The following is an 18,249-nucleotide window of genomic DNA, read 5'->3' as shown; positions in this document are numbered from 1 at the left end:
GTGTCAATCGTGTTGCGGTTGGCCAGGTTTAACGCGTTGCTCGACGACAGCAGCCAGCCGGCCTTCGCGCGGGAGTTCTTCGTCGGGATACCGGCGCCAGCCGGCGCGATCTCGGCGCTCGGCCCGCTGGCCGCCAAGCTTCAGTTCGGCGACGGCTGGTGGACGTCGCCGTGGTTCGTCTGCGCATGGGTGGCGGGCTGCTCGATGCTGGTGGTGAGCCGGATCCCGATGCGCAAGATGCACGCCGTCTCGGTGCCACCGAACCTGGCCGCCCTGCTCCTGGCAGCGCTGGCCATCGTCGCGGCGGCGGCGTTCCTGTTCCCCTACATCCTGATCATGGTGCTGATCGCCGCCTACCTGTTGCACATTCCGTTCTCCGTGCACAGCTACCACTGGCTGGCGGCGCATCCCGAGGCGTGGGGCGAGAAACCCAAGCAGCGGCGCGCCACCCGACGCGCGATCCGCCGAGCCCAGCCCAACCGCCGGTCTGTGGCGCGGCTTGGCCTGCGCAGGCCCACCGGCCGGACATGACGCCCCCACAACTCACGCTGACGGCCCGGCTGAACACCTCAGCCGTCGACTCTCGCCGCGGTGTCGTCCGGCTGCATCCCAACGCCATTGCCGCCCTTGGCATTCGAGAGTGGGACGCAGTGTCGCTGACCGGGTCGCGGACCACGACGGCGGTGGCCGGCCTGGCCGGGCCGCAAACCCCGGTCGGCACCGTCCTGCTCGACGACGTGACGCTGTCCAACGCCGGGCTGAGCGAGGACACCGCCGTCATCGTCGCGGCCGCCACGGTGTACGGCGCCCGGTCGGTGACCTTGATCGGCTCGGCGATGACCACGCAATCGGTCTCCCCGCCGACCCTGCGGCAAGCGCTGCTCGGCAAGGTGTTGACCGTCGGCGACGCGGTGTCTCTGCTGCCACGCGACCTGGGCCCGGGCACCTCCACGTCGGCCGCTAGCAGCGCGCTGGCGTCCGCGGTCGGGATCAGCTGGACATCGGAGTTGTTGACCGTCTCCGGTGTCGATCCCGCCGGACCCGTTAGCGTGCAGCCGAACTCGCTGGTGACCTGGGGAACCGGTATCCCGGCCAAGGGCGCCGGCGCGCGACTCCGAGCACCGGCGCCGGCGCCGGACGGCGAGACGACGTCACCGGTCACCGTCAACGACCTCAAAGGCGTCAGCGCGCAGGCGGCCAAGCTGACCGAGTGGCTCAAGCTTGCCCTCGACGAACCGCACCTGCTGCAAACCCTCAGCGCCGGAACCAATTTGGGTGTGCTGGTGTCGGGTCCGGCCGGTGTCGGCAAGACCACGCTGGTGCGCGCAGTCTGCGCGGGCCGAAGGCTGGTGGAGCTCGACGGCCCGGAGGTCGGCGCGCTGACCGCCGACGACCGGCTCAACCGAGTGGCCTCGGCCGCGGCGCAAGTTCGCGACGACGGCGGAGTGCTGCTGATCGCCGACGTCGACGCGCTGCTGCCCGCCACCGCCGAACCGGTGGCGACGCTGATTCTGGCTGAACTGCGCAAGGCGGTCGCCGCCGCCGGGGTGGCGCTGATCGTCACGTCGGCGGTGCCGGAGAACATCGACCCCCGGCTGCGCGCCCCGGACCTGTGTGACCGCGAGCTGGTACTCGGCCTGCCTGACGCCGCGACCCGCACGGCACTGCTGCAGAGCCTGCTGAAGCCAGTGCCCACGGGCGATCTCGATTTCAGCGAGATCGCCAACCGCACACCGGGTTTCGTGGTCGCAGACCTCGCCGCGCTGGTGCGTGAGGCGGCATTGCGCGCAGCCGCTCGGGCCAGCTCCGACGGCACACCGCCGAAGCTGACCCAGGACGACCTGCTCGGTGCGCTTACCGTGATCAGGCCGCTATCGCGATCGGCCGCGGTCGAGGTGACGCTGGGCTCGATAACGCTCGACGACGTCGGCGATATGACCGCCACCAAGCAGGCGCTGACCGAAGCGGTGCTGTGGCCGCTGCAGCATCCCGATGCCTTTGCCCGACTCGGTGTCGAACCGCCACACGGGGTCCTGCTGTACGGGCCGCCGGGATGCGGCAAGACCTTTCTGGTGCGCGCGCTGGCCAGCACCGGACGGCTCTCGGTGCACGCCGTCAAAGGCTCTGAGCTGATGGACAAGTGGGTCGGCTCCTCGGAAAAGGCGGTGCGTGAACTGTTCGGCCGGGCCCGTGATTCCGCGCCGTCACTGGTATTTCTCGACGAGGTCGACGCGCTGACGCCGCGGCGTGGGCAGAGCTTTGACTCCGGCGTCACCGACCGGGTGGTGGCCGCGCTGCTCACCGAGCTCGACGGCATCGAGGCGCTGCGCGACGTCGTGGTGATCGGCGCCACCAACCGGCCGGACCTGATCGATCCGGGGCTGTTGCGGCCCGGTCGGCTGGAGAAGCTGGTGTTCGTCGAACCGCCCGACGCGCAGGCCCGCCTGGAGATCATGCGCACCGCGGGCAAGTCGGTGCCACTGCGCGACGTCGACCTGGCCGCGCTGGCGGCCGACCTGGAGGGGTACAGCGCCGCGGATTGTGTGGCACTGCTGCGCGAGGCCGCGCTGACCGCGATGCGGCGCTCGGTCGACGCCGCCGAAATCACCGCCGCGGACGTCGCTGCCGCACGCGAAACCGTCCGGCCCTCATTGGATCCCGCGCAGCTGGCCTCGCTGCGCGCGTTCGCCGCTCAACGGTAATCAGCTCGGCTCGAAGCTGGTCAACAACGCGCGGGCCGCGGAGGCGACGTCATCCGCCAACCAGGCGGGCAAGGCGTCGTCGTAAGCGTGCCGGCGCACGACGGCGTAGGGCAGGTCGGAAATCGCTCTCGCGACGGCGTCAACGCACCGGCTATCGCTGCTGCCGTATAGCTCCCGTGCGAAATTTCGCACCCGCTCCACAAGCGGCGCATTCATTTCGGCAAGGGTCTCCCGGAACGCCGCATCCGGCTCGCCGTCAAGCAAGTCGCTCGGCCGGATCATCAGCAACAGCCGAGCATCCTCGGGAAGTTCGCGAGCAAAGCCGATGGCGGAGACGGCCATCGTGACGGCCGACTCGAGGGCGGTATCGGCGTCGGCGGCCATCGCCCGCGCCTGAAAGCGCTCCAGCGCTCGCAACCACGCAGCGGTCAGGATGCCGTTGCGGTTGCCGAACCGGTGATACAGCGTGCCCGCCGGCGCACCACTGGCCTTGGCAATCGCTGCCACGCTCGCCGAGCGTGGTCCGCCGTCGAGCACCAGCGCTCGGGCAGCGTCGAGGATCACATCGGTTTCATGCTTCCGCGGGGGTGCCACGATCTAGTACAGTCCTTCTATATGGAACGCTTACCCTATATCGATGAGCATGCCATAACCGTCGCGGCGAGTCGCGAAGACACGTGGTCGGCGCTGTTGCGGGTGATGTGCCGCGACCCGCAGAACCCGTCGACCGTGCCCGCCGGTTTCGTCCTGGACGAAGCACAACCACCGGCGCGGTTCGCGTTGAAAGGCCGCCACCCGTTCGCGATCTACCGGTGGGTGTTCGAGTTGGAGGCCGAAGCACCGCAGCGCACCCGCGTGCGCGCTGCGACGTGGGCGGCCTTTCCCGGTTTGCACGGTAGCGGCTATCGCGCGCTCGTCATCGGCACCGGCGGGCACCGCGTTGCGGTGCGATGGATGCTGAAACGCATTGCGGCAGTGTCGATTACCGACGATGCCGATGACTACGTGGACACGTTCGAAGTCCCCATCGTCGACGGCGACCTGCGCACCGCCGAACAAGCATTCCGAGACGGGCTGGGAGACAAACCCGGCGTCGGCGGAAATGTGGTGTGGTGGATTCACCGCCACCTCCTGCAATTTCGGTTAGGCCCGTTTTCGTCGCCCCAGCACGTCATCGGCTGGACGATCGTGCGCTCGGGTCGCGATGAGATCGTGCTGGCCGCGGACGGGCCGCTGATGCGCGGCCAGCTGAGGCTGCACCGCGAGGACGGCTCGCGCGCAGTTCTGACCACGAGCCTGCGCTACCGACGCAAAATCGCCGCGAGCGCAGTCTGGTTCGTCGTCGGCCCGCTGCATCGAATCCTGGCGCCGCAGCTGATGCAGCGCAGCGCCCGTCGCGGCGTCATTCTCGCTGTCCGGTGATCCCGGGGTTGACGTGGGGAGTGCGGCCGTCGGAGCAGACGGTGGCGCTGCCCTGCGACGCGCTTCGTCCACGCGCCGGCGTCCGGGCGGACCGCGCGATCAGCATCGCCGCGCCCGCACCGATCGTGTTCGCCTGGCTATGTCAGCTACGCATCGCGCCCTACAGCTACGACCTCCTCGATAATTTCGGTCGCCCAAGTCCTCGACACCGCAGCCCCGAACTGGTTCATCTCGAAGTCGGACAGCGGTTCATGACGTTGTTCGCGCTGGAGTCTTTCGTCGCAGACGAGCAGATCACGTTGCTGGCCAAGGGCGCGGCCGTCACGTACGCGGTCCGGCCCGACGGGGCCGGCTCACGGCTTCATGTGCGCGTCTTGTTCGGCGGGCCAACGCTTCTCGCTCGTCTTCTCGTGTTGGGCGACCTGGTGATGATGCGAAAACAGCTGATCACCTTGAAGTCGCTGGCCGAGCGCGAGGCCGCCGCCAGCCGCTGACCGCTTGAACCGTGCGGCCCGTTCGCTCGTGACGATCTGTAACCAGGTCGGCTATTAACACCCGTGGTCCAAATGGATCGCACCTTCGAGGAGAAGTGCCCATGAACAACGAGCCGCCGGGATGATCACTGCACAGCAGCCTCCGGGGGTCGGTTTCTTGGAATTCCGCGATGTCGCGCAGACGACACGGGTCATGTTGCTGGCCATCATGGTGTCGATGGTCGTCTTCCTCGATGGCACCGTCGTGAATCTTGCCCTGCCGGCCACGGAGCGTGACCTTGGCGGGGGCATGTGCTCGCAGCAATGGGTCGTCGACGGCTACCTGCTGGCGGTTGCGGCCATGGTTCTCCCCGGTGGTGCCATCTCCGATCTGTTCGGGCGAGTACCGGTGATGCGCTGCGGTCTGGCGGCTTTTGGGGCGGGCTCGGTGCTGGCGGCCACGGCGGGCACCCCGGCGATGCTGATCGCCGGGCGCGTCGTCCAGGGGTTGGGCGGGGCGTTTCTCGTGCCCGGCTCGCTCGCGCTGATCACCTCGTCGTTCAAGCGCGCGGACCGTCCTGCCGCAATCGGATCCTGGACGGCCTGGACCGGCACCGCCTTTGCGCTCGGACCACTGCTGGGGGGACTGACCGTGGACTTCCTGGGCTGGCGCTGGATCTACGTTTTGTCGGCGATCCCGGTGGCCATAGGTTTTGCGTTGACGTTTTGGCTTCGCCGGATGCCCGGGCCCTCCGAACGCCCACGCGTCGATGTCGCAGGCTCCGCACTATCGGCGGTCGGACTGGCCGCCACGGTGTATGCACTGATCGAACAGGGTCGCCGGGGGTGGGACGACCCCCGGGTCAGGGTTGCGTTGGTGGTGGGGGTCGCGGCATTGCTGGCGTTCGTGGCATGGCAGCGCCGCGCGCGCCACCCGATGATGCCGCCAGGTCTGTTCACGATCCGCAATTTCACCGGAGCCAACCTGGTCACCGCGTGCGTCTACGGCGGCATCACGATGGGCTCGTTGGCCATCGCTCTGTACCTCATAGAGGTCGCCGGATACTCGGCCACCGCCGCGGGTCTGATTACCTTGCCCAGCCCCATCATGTCGTTGCTGTTCGCCCGCCGCGTTGGCGGACTGGCGGCACGGATCGGACCTCGGATTTTCCTGATGACGGGTCCGGCGCTGGCCGGGTTGGGTCTGCTGCTCATCCGTCCCTCCGCGCATGGATTCCACATCCTCACTGACGTGCTGCCGGGCAGGATTTTGCTGGCCATCGGAATGGTCCTTGCCGTCACGCCCCTGACCGCGGTCAATCTGTCCGCCGTCAAGTCCGCGCACAGCGGAATCGCCGCCGCGATCCAGAACGCGACGGGGCGGACTTCTGCGCTGATCGCGGTGGCCTGCATGGGATTGATTGCCGCCGATAGGCTGACCGATGCCAGCTTCACCCGGCTGCTCCAGGTCAGCGCGCTGCTGTTTTTCATCGGCACCGTCGTCGGCGGCCTCGCTATCAGAAACTCGGTCGTTCACGGTGAGCCGGTTCCCGATGAAGTCGCCGCCCCTGTGCCGCAGTTGGCGTCGAGCGCGCCATCTCCGAATACGGTTTGAGCGCAACCCTTTTGCGCAGAAGCCCCTCCGAGTGTGCGCCGACGGCTTTCCGCCCTGGGAGCGCACCCAGCAATTTGCAGTCAACTGCAATATTGCTTATGACTGCATAATAGGTCTACCATGACCCAATGACAGTCACGGAAAAGACGACGCGGTCGGTGACCGAATTCATGGATGACCCGATCCGCTTCTTCGGCCAGTCCTACACCCAGATGCACAGCATCGACCGCGGTGAGCTCGAAGCGCTGCAACGACAAGCCATGGGCATCCGCTTTCAGCAGCATCGCGAGAGCATCGAAATGCTGCGCAAACTGGCTGACCGGCTCGGGGTCACCGAGCTTCACGAGTTCAATGACGTTGTGCCGCTGTTCTTCTCACACACCGCATTCAAGTCATACCCCGCAGCGCTGGTCGACAAGAAGCGCTTCGACCTGATGACCAAGTGGCTGGACAAGCTGACCAACTATGACCTGTCCGACGTCGATACCGCCGGCTGCACCGGCATCGACGACTGGATCGACCGCCTCGACGAGCAGACTCCGCTTGAAGTCATCACCTCTAGCGGCACCACCGGCACCATCTCGATCCTGCCCAAAGACAAACGCGGCGCGCGGGACGGCATGACGCTGTGGAAGATCTGCCTGTTCCAAACCTTCGGGAAAGAGCCGACCGAAGCCGAGCTCAATCCGGTAGTGGATGTGGTGTGGCCCAACTTCGCCAACGGCAAGCTCGGTCATCTGCGCATCGCCAACATGATCAAGCGCGGCTTCACCGGTGGCGACGAAAGCAAGTTCCACGCGCTGTACCCGGGCGCGGTCGACACCGACCTGATGTTCCTGGCCTCCAAGATGCGCGCGGCAGCGTCCCGCGGGGAACTCGATCGGCTCGAGATCGACCCGGTACTCGCCGCCCGTAAGGACGAGTTCATCGCGATGCAGGCGCGTCAGGCCCAGGACATGGAGGCGTTCTTCACCCGGCTCACCGACCAGCTGCGCGGCAAGCGGGTATTCATGACCAGTGCCTTCCACCAGATGTACGACATCGCCAGGGCGGGTCTCGACCGCGGACTCCGCAATGTTTTCGCCCCGGACTCGGCGATCCTCACCGGCGGCGGGATGAAAGGCGTTGTGCTGCCGGACGATTTCCTGGAGGTCATCAAAGAATTCCTCGGCGTCGACCGCATCCAGGTCGGCTACGGCTTCTCGGAGTCCAGCACCTTCCACTGGGGTTGCAGCGAGGGCCGCTACCACGTCGCACCGTGGGTCATACCCTTCGTGCTCGATCCAGAGACCAGCGAGCCACTCCCCCGCACCGGTGTACAGACCGGCCGGGCCGCCGTCTACGACATCCTGCTGCGCGCCCATTGGGGTGGCGTGATCTCCGGCGACGAAGTCACAATCGACTGGGACCTGCAGTGCCCGTGTGGACAGGCCAGCGTCGCCTTCGAGCCCGGCATCATGCGCTACAGCGAAAAGCAGGGCGTCGAAGGCGACCGGATCACCTGCGCGGCAACACATGAGGTGCACAACGAGGCGGTCAACTTCATGAAGGGGCTGGATCTGTGATCGCCTACACCGTCCCGCTGTTCTTGCGGGGCGAAGTCATCACCGAGGACCTGGTCCCGTTCGATACTCGCGTCGGTGCCGCGCAGTTCGCGGCGCCGGACATGAGCAAGTATGTCGAACAGCTGCCACTCAAAAGCCCGGCGCAGATGAGCGACCTCTACCAGTTGAGCTTCGACGAGATCCTCGATGTCCTCGAGGCGCTCGGTGACGCGCTGGACTTCGACACCAACACTCACCTGCAAGAGGCCTATGAAGCGTCGCTGGTGGCCAATGTGCTGCCGCCGGAGATGATGCAGAACAGCTATCGCGTTCTGCGGCCGCTGTTTTCACGGGACAACGTCACCGAAATCGCCGACAGCCAGGTCGGCCTGGACTACCTCAACGGATGGGTCCCGCACACCTTGCACGACGGCCGTGAACTGCGGGTGCGCGCCTTCGGATCCCGGGTGCTGCATATCCCGGCCGGCAGCGGCGGATTGGTCTCGGCGGTCACCATCCTGCGCTCGGTGATCACCCGATCGGACGTGGTCATCAAAGCCCCGTCCAATGACCCACTGACCGCCGTCGCGATCGCCCGCACATTGGCCGATGTCGCACCACACCACCCGATCACCAAGCATCTGGCGGTCGGATATTGGAAGGGCGGCGATCTGGCCGTCGAGGAAGCCCTCTACCAACCCCAGCACATCGAAAAGATTGTCGCGTGGGGCGGGCTGACGTCGGTCAAGCACGTAACCCGTTACATTCAGCCCGGTTTGGAGCTCATCGCGCTGGACCCCAAACGCAGCGCCACGATCATCGGCCATGAGGCGTTCGACGATGACGACACCATGCGCGAGGTGGCCCGCCGCGCCGCGACCGACATCGGCGTCGCGAACCAGGAGGGGTGCGCGAACGCCCGAGTCATCTACGTGCTCAGTGGAACCGATGCCGACGGTCTGGCGAAAGCGAACCGGCTCGGCGAATTGATCTACCACGAACTGGTTTCGCTGCCCTCCGTTGTCAGCACCCCGCCGCGCTACCCCAGCCGTGAGCTGCTCGACCACCTGGAGTCCTCCCGAATGACAGAAGATTTCTATCGCGTGATCGGCGGCGAGCAGCGCGAGGGCGCGATCGTCGTCTCCCAGTTTGACGAGCCCGTCGACTACTCACCGATGCTCTCTGGGCGGGTCGCCAATATCGTGCCGGTGGACGACATCGACAAGGTCACCGCCGCGGTGAACGCCTACACTCAAACCATCGGTATCTACCCCGAATCCCTCAAGCGCCGGCTGCGAGACACGTTGCCGCTGTTCGGCGCTCAACGATTGACCAGCCTGGGTTATGCATGCAGTGTTGCGATCGCCGCGCCCCAGGACGCCATCGAACCGATCAGGCGAATGTGCAAGTGGGTGGTCGACGAGGAATGCGACGCCGACGTCGTGATCCCGCTGTGGAAGCTCACGCCGGCATGACCGAATCCCGTAGCGCCCTGCAAGTGGTTGAGGGTATTGATCTATCCGGCAAGGTGTGTGTGATCACCGGCGCCTCGTCGGGGCTGGGACGCGAGTCGGCGCGGGCGCTGGCCGCCGCGGGCGCGCAGGTGATTTTGGCCGCGCGCAACGCCGATGCTCTGGGCGAGACGGCCCGCTGGGTACAGGCCGAGGTGCCCGGCGCGCGGACGTCGACGGTGCATCTCGATCTCACCTCGCTGGCCAGTGTGCGCACCGCCGCCGCGGCGATCCGCGAGGCTACGCCGGTGATCGATATCTTGATGAACAATGCCGGCGTCATGTTCACGCCCTTCAGCCGAACTAGCGATGGCTTCGAAATCCAGATGGGCACCAACCATTTCGGGCACTTCGAACTCACCCGTCTACTTGTTCCGGAGCTCGCCGCCGCTGCGGGCGCGCGGCTGGTCATCCTGTCCTCTGGGGGCCACGCCCTGAGCGACGTCGACTTCGACGATCCCAACTGGGAACATCGCGACTACGACAAGTTCGTCGCCTACGGCGCATCCAAGACAGCGAACATCCTGCACGCCGTCGAGGCCGACCGACGCCTGTGCGAGTTGGGAATCCGTGCCTACGCCGTCCATCCCGGTACGGTGGCCACCTCGCTGGCGCGGTACATGTCGCGATCCGATTTCTCCCAACTCCGCAAATACGCCGTGGCCAATAGCGCGGCACGCGGCGAATCAACCGACGGCCACCTAGACTTCACCACGCCCGAGCACGGCGCGGCCACTCAGGTGTGGGCCGCGGTGAGCCCGGAACTGACCGACCGGGGTGGGCTGTATCTCGAGGACTGCGGCGTGAGCGAAACCGTCGCGTCCTACGCGCGCGACGCCGAGCGCGCCGCGGAGCTGTGGACGCTCTCCGAGAAGGTATGTGCGGCATCGTGAATAGGCACGAACGGCGAAAGCTCGAGGTTCGCGAGAAGATCCTCACTGCGGCCTTCGATCTGTTTCTGGCTCAGGGCGCGGCGGCCACCACGATCGAAGAGATCTGCGAGCGCGCCGACGTTGCCAACCGAACGTTCTTCAACCACTTCGCCACCCGTCAGGACATGATCCGTGCGTTGGCGGAGCGGCGGCTGGTCAACCTACACGATGTGTTCTTCGACCGCGGCGACGAGGCGATCCCGGCGCGTCTTGTCGGCGTGTTCGACGACATCGCCTCGGCGCTGAGCAAATCGGGCGACACCTATCGCGAACTGATCGGAGAAATGCTGGCCACCAGCGGCTACGGCATCCAGCGCGGATTCAACCTGCACGACACCTTCGTCGAGCTCGTCAAAGAGGGCGTCGCTCGCGGCGAGGTCAGCACGCGACACGACCCGGAAACGTTGGCAGACATCATTGTTGGCGCGCTGTCCGGCGGCATCGTCAATTGGACCGTCGACCGGACCTACTCCTTGGAGACCAATCTGCACAACCTCGGTATCGCGCTGGCGGAGTTGCTCACGGCTTCAGGCGAGCGGTGGAAGGTCACCGTCGAAACGAATTCTCAGTAGGGCCTCCATGTGCGCTGCGGTGACGAACAGTTCATCGCCCCGCCTCCCGCCGATGCAGACGTTGGTGGGAAGTGATCCTGCCGGCAATGCGGCTTGTCCGACGCACCGCCCCCAGGTGTCAACGACGTCGATGCGGTCAGCGGCAGTCAGCGCAACCCAGTAGTCGCCACCAGCGCTCACCGCCATCCCGTCGGGCCAACCATCACCGAAGGTGTGCACGACATCAGGCGGACCGAATGCGCTGGCGTCGTAGGACAGCAACTGCGACGACAGCGTCGCCGTCACAAGCAATCTCGAACCGTCGCGATCAAACCCAAGACCGTTGATGAACACCGGTCCGTCGTCGATGACCTGTTGGGTGTCACCCGAATCGACATCGGTCGCATACACGTGGCCGGGCGGCCCGGCATCGGGCGTGCTGATGTCAAACTCTCCGCGGGTGTCGGTGATCCACAGCCGCCCGTCCGGGCCAAACGTCAGATCGTTCGGCGCTCCCAGCCCTTCGACGAGGTAGTCGACGCGCCCGTCGGTGATCACCTGAACACCCGGCTCGGCGGGACCGCTTGCGCCCCAGGCGCCGCCGTTTTGCGCCACATACAACGTGCCATTGGCGCTGCAGGCCAAGCCATTCGGCCCGCCGCCGGTGTCGATGCGTTCCAGCGCACCGTCGCGCGGGTCGACGATGTAGACACAACCATGGCTGATGGACGTCAGCGCCACGCGGTCATCGGGGAGCCAGACCGGCCCCTCGGTGAAGCCGAGTCCATCCGCCATCACGTCGATGTGCATGCTCACGCCTTCGTCTCGGGTTCGGGCAGCGGCGCCCAGTCGGCCGAAAGCCGCGCGGTGAACCTCGGCGACCGCCGATCGAGGAAGGCGGCGACTCCTTCACGGGCGTCGTCGGTGCCCATCACCCGATGGTGCAGTTGCGTTTCCAGCCAAGCGACCTGTCGCGGGGAGTAGCCGTTGATCGCGGTGTCCCACAGCAGTCGCTTGCACAACGCCGCGGACATCGGCGCCACATTGGTCGCGATGTCGCGGGCCATCGCCACGGCAGCGTCGAGTACGTGCGCGGCGGGCAGCGCTTTGTTGGCGATACCGAGCGCGACGGCCTCGGCCGCACTCAGCGTGCGTCCGGTGAGTAACACTTCGGCAGCCACCCCCAGATTCGTCAATTGCGCCAACGTCCAATGTGACATACAGTCGGGTATCACTCCCCGACGGGCTTGCACCACACCATATTTGGCGTCTTCTGCGACGATGCGGACATCTGCCTGTAGCGCGATGGTCAGGCCGATTCCGATCGCATGGCCGTTGAGTGCGGCGATCACCGGCTTGCGCAATTCGAAGGCGGCCGGGTCGATCGGCGACGCGGAGAACGCGGTGTCGTCGGCCGGAGCGTCGAACGGCGACGCGCTGCCGGAGAAATCCGCTCCGGCGCAGAAGGCCCGGCCGGAACCGGTGACCACAATGGCCCGCACGTCGTCGTCCGCGTCGCAGTCCCGGTAGGCCTGACTCAGCAGCCTGCCCATGTCGGCGGTGTAGGCGTTGAGATGCTCGGGGCGATTGAGTGTGAGCACCGCCACACCCGCATCGACGTCAACCAGCACATCGGATCCCACCCGTCGAAGTACACCACGCCACCTCGGGCTGAGCGCGCGGTTTCGAATTTCATCAGCCTGGCGTTATGGCACGCACTGACAACGACAGCTGGGACATCACCGAGAGCGTCGGCGCGACGGCGCTCGGTGTGGCCATGGTGCGCGCCGCTGAATCCGATTGCGAATGCCCCCTGTTCACCGACCGCTATGCGCAGTTCTTCATCGACGCGGCAACCAAGCGCGGCTGGGACGCCTCGGGGGCGGCCAAACGACTGCCGCTCTTCAGGGGCTACGCCGCGGCGCGCACCAAGTGGTTCGACGAATACTTCATCAACGCCGGCGCCAACGGCATCGAGCAGGCCGTGATTCTGGCCGCGGGCCTGGACGCCCGGGTCTGGCGGCTGCCGTGGGTCAACGGCACCGTCGTATATGAGATCGACCAGCCACAGGTGCTGGCCTTCAAGGCTGACACGCTGGCCGCGCGGCATGCTCGACCTGCTGTCCGGTATCAGCCGGTGCCGATTGATCTGCGGTCGGACTGGCCGACGGCCTTGCGCGAAGCCGGTTTTGATCCGTCGACGCCGACGGCGTGGTCGGCCGAAGGACTGCTGCCCTACTTGCCGGCGGCCGGACAGGATCTGTTGTTCGAACGGATCGTGAAGCTGAGCGCGACCGGCAGCTGGATCGCGGGCGAGACCTTAAGCCCGAGCTTCTTCGACCCGGACTACCTCGAGCGGCGCCGCCAATACATCCGCCGCGTCCAAGGGGACGCGGGGCCGGACAACACGGAGCTGTGGTTCATCGAGGAACGCACGGACCTGACGCAGTGGCTGGCCGAACGCGGCTGGGCAGTCACCACTATCGAGGCGCCGAAGCTGATGGAACGCTACGACCGGGCGCCGGAAGCCGACCAGGAGAATCTCGCGCCGCGCAGCGTGTTCATCGAGGGCCGGTTAAGTAGGAATAGCGGCCCCTTCTAACGGATCATTCGGAGAGCTGGAATTCGATCACCGCGGCAACGGAATCCACCGCCTCGCTCAGCGCGGCAAGTCGTTCGGCGGCCGACGGCGCGGCCAGCACGGAGTAGCGGTCCGCCGCGCCGATCGGAACCCGCGACGCCAGCGCATACAACCGCACACCGGGATCGACGGCGTCAGCGGTGTTACCAAGCACCACATCCCGATCGGGCAACGAAAAATTGCGGGCCGCCGCGATCCGCTCGAATAACGCCATCACCCGGTCTTCGAGCTCTTCCAGTTGGTCTGCACTCACCGGTTCGCCCGGCTCGTCCGGCCAGGCCCGCACCATCGCGCGCGGGTACGGATTGTCGGGCAGCCAGTCGCACACCCGGATCCGGTCGCCGGTCCGGCAGCGCAGCACGAACCGGCCTGAGCCGGCGAGGTCCACGCACTCGGTGATCCTGGCAACCGTCCCGACGTCGCAACGCACATCGCCGCCGCCGACCTCGCGGCCGTGGGAGATCAGCACGACACCGAAGCGAGGATCGTCGTCGCGCATGCAGTCCCGTACCAGTGCGACATAGCGAGGTTCGAAGATCTGCATCGGCAGATCCTCGTCGGGCAGCAGGGCCGACTGGAGTGGGAACATCGCCATCGGAAGGGCTGTCTTCACTAGATATCCAGCTCACCGACGAGCGCATCGACAACCGCGCGCAGATCTCCCTCGTGCTCCTCGGCCACCCGCCGCTGCCGCTGATACGACGCGCCGCGCCGCCAGATATCGGCCACCGAGGCCAGCTCGTCGGCACAGTGCAGTGACTTCGCGACCGGCTCCAGCCGGTTCAGCAGGTCGGGCAGGTCATCGGTGACCAGCCGTTCGTTGCTTTCGGCGTCGAGAATGATTACCGCATCCAGCCCGTAACGTGCGGCGCGCCACTTGTTTTCCTGAACGTGCCAGGGCGGCATGGTCGGCAGCGGCTCACCGGCGTCGAGCCGGCGGTCGAGGTCGACGATCAGGCAATGCGTCAGCGCCACCAGCGCGGCCAGCTCACGCAGGTTGGACACCCCGTCGCAGACCCGCACCTCCAGAGTGCCCAGATGCGGCGAAGGCCTGATGTCCCAACGGATCTCGTTCATATGATCGATGATGCCGGTCTTCTTCTGGTCGTAGACGAAACCTTCGAACTGCGCCCAGGACTGAAAGTGGAAAGGCAACCCGGCGGTGGGCAACTGCTGAAACATCATCGCCCGATTGCTGGCGTACCCGGTGTCCTCCCCGCCCCACCACGGCGACGACGCCGACAGCGCCAGCAGGTGCGGGTAGTAGTTGAGCAGTGCCGTCATGATCGGCATTACCTTGTGCGCCGAGGAGATCCCGACATGGACGTGCACACCCCAGATCAGCATCTGCCGGCCCCACCATTGGGTGCGTTTGATCAGCTCGGCGTAGCGCGGCGCATCGGTCAGCTTTTGGGTGGACCATTGCGCGAACGGGTGCGTGCCGGCGGAGAAAAGTTCCATGCCACGGTCCCGGACGATCCGGCGGGCTGGTCCCAGGGTTTGGCGCAGATCCTCCATTGCCTGCCCGGTGTTGTCGCAGACGCCGCTGACGACCTCAACGGTGTTGCGCAGCAATTCCTTGTGCACGCGCGGGTTTTCGCCGATCTCTGCGATGACGGCGGTGGCCTCGTTGCTCAGGTCACGCGTCTGCGCGTCGACGAGCGCGAATTCCCACTCAACCCCGATCGTCGGTCGGGGTGAGCCGGCGAAGTCGATATGGGCGCTTGCCCTGCTGGTCGGCCCGCTAGCCGGCACCAATGACACCGCACGCCACCCGCTTGCCGGCGTCTCCGGTGGACATCGTGGTTTGGTCGGGGCCCGGTGCCCCATTGACCTGGGTGTAGCGATCCGCCGGGATATTTCCGAAGTTGTCGGATCCGGCGTGAATCATGATCGCGGTCCCCTGGCCGGCCAGCAGGTCCTCCTTGGTGAACGCGTCCGTCGTCGTCACCAACAAGGCGCTGCCGTCCTTACGGACCTCCAGCGAGGTCAGGTCACCGCTCATGGGCTCGCCGGTGTGCCCCGGAGCCTGGTAATGCCCACCGGCAGACAAGAAGTCGCCCGGCGCACCACCGTTCGGCGCAACCGAGTGGGCTTCACATTTGCCCACCGAGTGGATGTGCACGCCATGGAATCCGGGGGTCAGCGAGCCGTGCCCGGTCGTCTCAACGGTGATTGTCACGTAGCCGTCGGCGAATTCGAACTTGGCCGTCGCCACCTTGGCGCCGTCAGGCGCGATCAGCTGGGTGGTCAGGCTCTCCGGCGCCGCCGGCCCACCCTTCTGTTGGGTCTCCGACGGCGCCGGCGACCCGGTCCAGATCGCCGGCGTGGTCCCGGGGGAGGTCGCCGGGGGCTGGTTGGGCTTGCATGCGCTCAGCAGCGCGACCGAAGCGACGAGCGGAACAAAGACGGTGACGGCGGCGACTTTGCGGCGCATGGGCTTAACCATGGGGAGAGCCTATCCCGAAGACGATGCGGCCCGGAACGGGCCGAGGAGGAGCGGGATCAAACAACCTGAGCCCGACGACGATGCGGCCCGGAATGGGCCGAGGAGGAGCGGTTTCCTGTCGGAGGGTGGGCAGTTACGAGAACAATTCCGCGACGTTGACCGCGGTGCCCAGGGTCGCGACCAGGGGTTGTGCAACACCGAGTATGAGGTCGTAAGGAACCAGTGCGGTGTCGGCGGCGATCGGATCAAGGATCGCGCCAAGGTAGTTACCGGCATCGATTTGATCCGTGAAGATGTTCGCGTCGTACGCGGGCAGGCTGGTGAGCAACACGTTGATTGCGTCGGCAAACGCGAGCGTCGAGGAATATTCGTTCGAGACCGTGGCGCTGATGTCGTTGATGATGTCTGCTGGCGGCGAGCTTAGCGTTACGTCGGAAACCGGGAAGCCGAGTAACGTGAGGAAACCATCCAAGAATTCGGTGAACGATGGGTTCTCGGGAGCAAGGCCAATGGTCGACACCGCGTTCACGAACGGCAAGAACGGCGCGATCTGGTCTTGGTAGCTGATCGGGTTCTGAATATCGTTGAGGGCATCGGTGATTCCCTGCTGCAAGCCGTTGCTCAGTGCGTCGAAGAGTTGCGTCGGGTTGATGTCGGGGAACAGCCCGAAGGTGGTGGGCACATTTGCCGGCCCCTGATTCCAGCCTTCGGTGATGCTGCCATAGCCCAGGTTCACCAGGATCCGGGTGTCGGGTTCCAGTAGGTCATAGAGCGGTTGTCCGATTCCCGGGATCAACAGCAGCGGCTCCAACAACGGCAAATTGTCGTTGGGAATCATGTAGTAGTCGGTCAGCCCTTCGCCGGTGAGCGCCTCAGATCCCGGCAAGAGTTGCGCGCTGCTGATCTTTTGGGGGGTGATGTCCAGGTACAAGAAGTGCGCTAAGAAGACCCCCACATCGGCGTTGAGGTCCGACAACAGATTGATCGGGTAGTGCGGGGAGTCGGCGAAACCGTCGTATTCGAGGGTGTAGATGTCGGTCGGGTAAAGGTCAGACGGCGTCGGGGGGTAGAAGGAAGCGTCAAAAGCATTGAAGGCCGAGGTGTTACCGGCGGGAAAATCGAAGGTGTTCAGGAAGCCGCTGTTGGGGTTTTGCAGATCGCCGACCAGCACGAAGTGCACATCGTCGCTGGGCACGCCTTGTTGGGCGAGCTGCGACATGATCAGCGAGGAAGCATCTGTGCTCTGCGAGTAGCCGAAAACCACGACGGGATTCTCGGGGCTCACCCCGCCAGCGGCGATTTGGCTTTCGATATCCGAGACCATGATCTGCTGGTCCTGACCCAGCGACGTGTCGACCCCCAGGCTTTTGACACCGGTCAGCGGATACGCCCCATTGGGTTCGAACGCGGATTGGGGGGTGCCGGTGAAGCCGAGCGGCTGCAGATACAGCGTGTTCGCGGCGTCCACATATTGCGGCGGCGGGATCGGGACACCGCTGGGGCCGAACACTAACGCCGTACCATCCCCCAGCGGCGATTCTGCGGTGTCGACATCGATGAGCTGGATTTCGCGGATTTGCACGTTCCGAGGCGACGATGCGACTGAGGGGACTACAAGCAGACCGGCGCCCACGATTGCTACACCGGCAGTTAGGTGCGCGCTCCGCGACCGGTAATTCCGCTTGCTGCTGTGCTGATGAGCCATCGGTCAGCCCCCTACTTGTCAGTGCATCTCAGGCCGCTGCTAAGCAAATCTCAGCGTACCTTAAGGAAAGGTAGGTGTCAGGCACTCTACGCCTGTGTCCGAGAAATCGGAAGATTACTCCGAATTCTGGACCGAAGTTTTTGCATTCCAGAGGCGGAGTTTGGCGGCGTGCGATGGCCAATTGCGTCCATACCTGATTCCCACGCGTACGGGAGCCGGGCATGCGACCCTAACCGGTAATGCGTCGGGTCCGCAGGTCAGAAGCGATCGATGGGGGTGGGTGATGTTTTCGATAATCCGGGGCGCGGTGACGGGAACGGCGGTAACCGTTGCGCTCATTGGCGCAACCGCGACGGGTGCGAGTGTTCCTGCAAAATGCAGATCCTGGCAGCCCCACCGGTCCGTCGGATCCCCAATGCATCAGCATGCCTACCGACCCGGTGTGCGCAGGAGGACCGTACGCTCCGCCTCCGCCAGCGTCACAGTCACTTGCGAGCGCTCCCAGCGGTCCGTTGGATCCGATATAGGCGGGCGCAGATAACGTAGGCGTCCACGACCTGTCGCCGTTCTGATATGGGGGACTTCGTGTCAAGTGGGCAGGGTGAAGCGGCGGCCGCAACCGTCGCTGCGGCCGCCGCTTCGTTGATCAGTTGAGTCGTCGGGGTGTCGAGCGTGTCGTATCGACGCGTGTCAGTCTGATATTC

General features: G+C 65.5%; 17 protein-coding genes. 10 read left to right on the top strand and 7 right to left on the bottom strand.

The genetic code is table 11. From position 1 onward, the window contains the following. Both VKI00_RS30495 and VKI00_RS30490 read left to right on the top strand, forming a co-directional pair. A partial coding sequence (locus tag VKI00_RS30495) for a CDP-alcohol phosphatidyltransferase family protein (protein ID WP_414687341.1) occupies positions 1–531 on the top strand: 531 nt, incomplete at its 5' end. Beyond that, a complete protein-coding gene (locus VKI00_RS30490) occupies positions 528–2,702 on the top strand; it encodes an AAA family ATPase (protein ID WP_324446610.1) in 2,175 nt (724 codons plus the stop codon). The genes VKI00_RS30495 and VKI00_RS30490, both read left to right, overlap by 4 nt. On the opposite strand, the gene VKI00_RS30485 is transcribed toward VKI00_RS30490, so the two are convergent. Then, positions 2,703–3,296 carry a TetR/AcrR family transcriptional regulator gene (locus VKI00_RS30485; RefSeq protein ID WP_324446608.1) on the bottom strand — a complete coding sequence of 198 codons (594 nt, stop codon included), beginning with the start codon at positions 3,294–3,296 and terminating at the stop codon, positions 2,703–2,705. Positions 3,297–3,317: 21 nt separating this feature from the next. Between VKI00_RS30485 and VKI00_RS30480 the strand changes: the two genes are divergently transcribed. From VKI00_RS30480 to VKI00_RS30450, 7 genes are all read left to right on the top strand, one after another. Beyond that, positions 3,318–4,124, top strand: coding sequence for a hypothetical protein (locus tag VKI00_RS30480; protein WP_324446607.1), 807 nt, complete (start codon positions 3,318–3,320; stop codon positions 4,122–4,124). Next, positions 4,121–4,618, top strand: a complete 498-nt coding sequence (locus tag VKI00_RS30475) for a hypothetical protein (RefSeq protein WP_324446605.1) — start codon at positions 4,121–4,123, stop codon at positions 4,616–4,618. Before VKI00_RS30480 ends, VKI00_RS30475 begins: the two co-directional genes overlap by 4 nt. 121 nt (positions 4,619–4,739) lie before the next feature. After that, entirely contained in the window at positions 4,740–6,212 is a 1,473-nt protein-coding gene (locus VKI00_RS30470) for an MFS transporter (RefSeq protein WP_324446603.1), read from the top strand. Between the two features lie 128 nt (positions 6,213–6,340). Continuing rightward, positions 6,341–7,777: a hypothetical protein gene (locus tag VKI00_RS30465; RefSeq protein WP_324446601.1), complete on the top strand. Its 1,437-nt coding sequence runs from the start codon at positions 6,341–6,343 to the stop codon at positions 7,775–7,777. Further along, positions 7,774–9,231: an acyl-CoA reductase gene (locus tag VKI00_RS30460; RefSeq protein ID WP_324446598.1), complete on the top strand. Its 1,458-nt coding sequence runs from the start codon at positions 7,774–7,776 to the stop codon at positions 9,229–9,231. Before VKI00_RS30465 ends, VKI00_RS30460 begins: the two co-directional genes overlap by 4 nt. Continuing rightward, the gene (locus VKI00_RS30455) at positions 9,228–10,160 is read left to right on the top strand and encodes an SDR family NAD(P)-dependent oxidoreductase (RefSeq protein WP_324446596.1); all 933 of its coding nucleotides are present in this window, start codon (positions 9,228–9,230) and stop codon (positions 10,158–10,160) included. The genes VKI00_RS30460 and VKI00_RS30455 overlap by 4 nt, the downstream gene beginning before the upstream one ends. After that, positions 10,157–10,771, top strand: a complete 615-nt coding sequence (locus tag VKI00_RS30450) for a helix-turn-helix domain-containing protein (protein ID WP_324446594.1) — start codon at positions 10,157–10,159, stop codon at positions 10,769–10,771. The genes VKI00_RS30455 and VKI00_RS30450 overlap by 4 nt, the downstream gene beginning before the upstream one ends. Here VKI00_RS30450 and VKI00_RS30445 read toward each other — a convergent pair. Next, entirely contained in the window at positions 10,727–11,560 is an 834-nt protein-coding gene (locus VKI00_RS30445) for an SMP-30/gluconolactonase/LRE family protein (protein ID WP_324446592.1), read from the bottom strand. The two genes, VKI00_RS30450 and VKI00_RS30445, sit on opposite strands and share 45 nt — an antisense overlap. Positions 11,561–11,562: 2 nt before the next feature. Further along, entirely contained in the window at positions 11,563–12,393 is an 831-nt protein-coding gene (locus VKI00_RS30440; RefSeq protein WP_324446590.1) for an enoyl-CoA hydratase-related protein, read from the bottom strand. A 134-nt stretch (positions 12,394–12,527) separates the two neighbouring features. On the opposite strand from VKI00_RS30440, the gene VKI00_RS30435 reads away from it, so the two are divergent. Continuing rightward, on the top strand, positions 12,528–13,352 hold the full coding sequence (locus VKI00_RS30435) for an SAM-dependent methyltransferase (RefSeq protein WP_324446588.1): 825 nt from the start codon (positions 12,528–12,530) through the stop codon (positions 13,350–13,352). A 4-nt stretch (positions 13,353–13,356) separates the two neighbouring features. Here VKI00_RS30435 and VKI00_RS30430 read toward each other — a convergent pair whose 3' ends face one another. From VKI00_RS30430 to VKI00_RS30415, 4 genes are all read right to left on the bottom strand, one after another. Continuing rightward, positions 13,357–13,986 (bottom strand): LON peptidase substrate-binding domain-containing protein, encoded by a 630-nt coding sequence (locus tag VKI00_RS30430; RefSeq protein WP_324446612.1) that lies wholly within the window; start codon positions 13,984–13,986, stop codon positions 13,357–13,359. A 17-nt stretch (positions 13,987–14,003) separates the two neighbouring features. Next, positions 14,004–15,155 (bottom strand): glutamate--cysteine ligase, encoded by a 1,152-nt coding sequence (locus tag VKI00_RS30425; RefSeq protein ID WP_324446586.1) that lies wholly within the window; start codon positions 15,153–15,155, stop codon positions 14,004–14,006. After that, positions 15,136–15,840 (bottom strand): superoxide dismutase[Cu-Zn], encoded by a 705-nt coding sequence (gene sodC / locus VKI00_RS30420; protein ID WP_324446584.1) that lies wholly within the window; start codon positions 15,838–15,840, stop codon positions 15,136–15,138. The genes VKI00_RS30425 and sodC overlap by 20 nt, the downstream gene beginning before the upstream one ends. Positions 15,841–15,973: 133 nt before the next feature. Then, positions 15,974–17,422 (bottom strand): PE-PPE domain-containing protein, encoded by a 1,449-nt coding sequence (locus tag VKI00_RS30415; protein ID WP_324446581.1) that lies wholly within the window; start codon positions 17,420–17,422, stop codon positions 15,974–15,976. Positions 17,423–18,249 lie beyond the last annotated feature (827 nt).

The sequence above is a fragment of the Mycobacterium sp. genome (genome assembly GCF_035314665.1).
In the GTDB taxonomy this organism is placed as follows: Bacteria; Actinomycetota; Actinomycetes; order Mycobacteriales; family Mycobacteriaceae; genus Mycobacterium.
The sequence above is the reverse complement of the archived record's forward strand: the minus strand, read 5'-3'. Positions and strand labels throughout refer to the sequence as shown.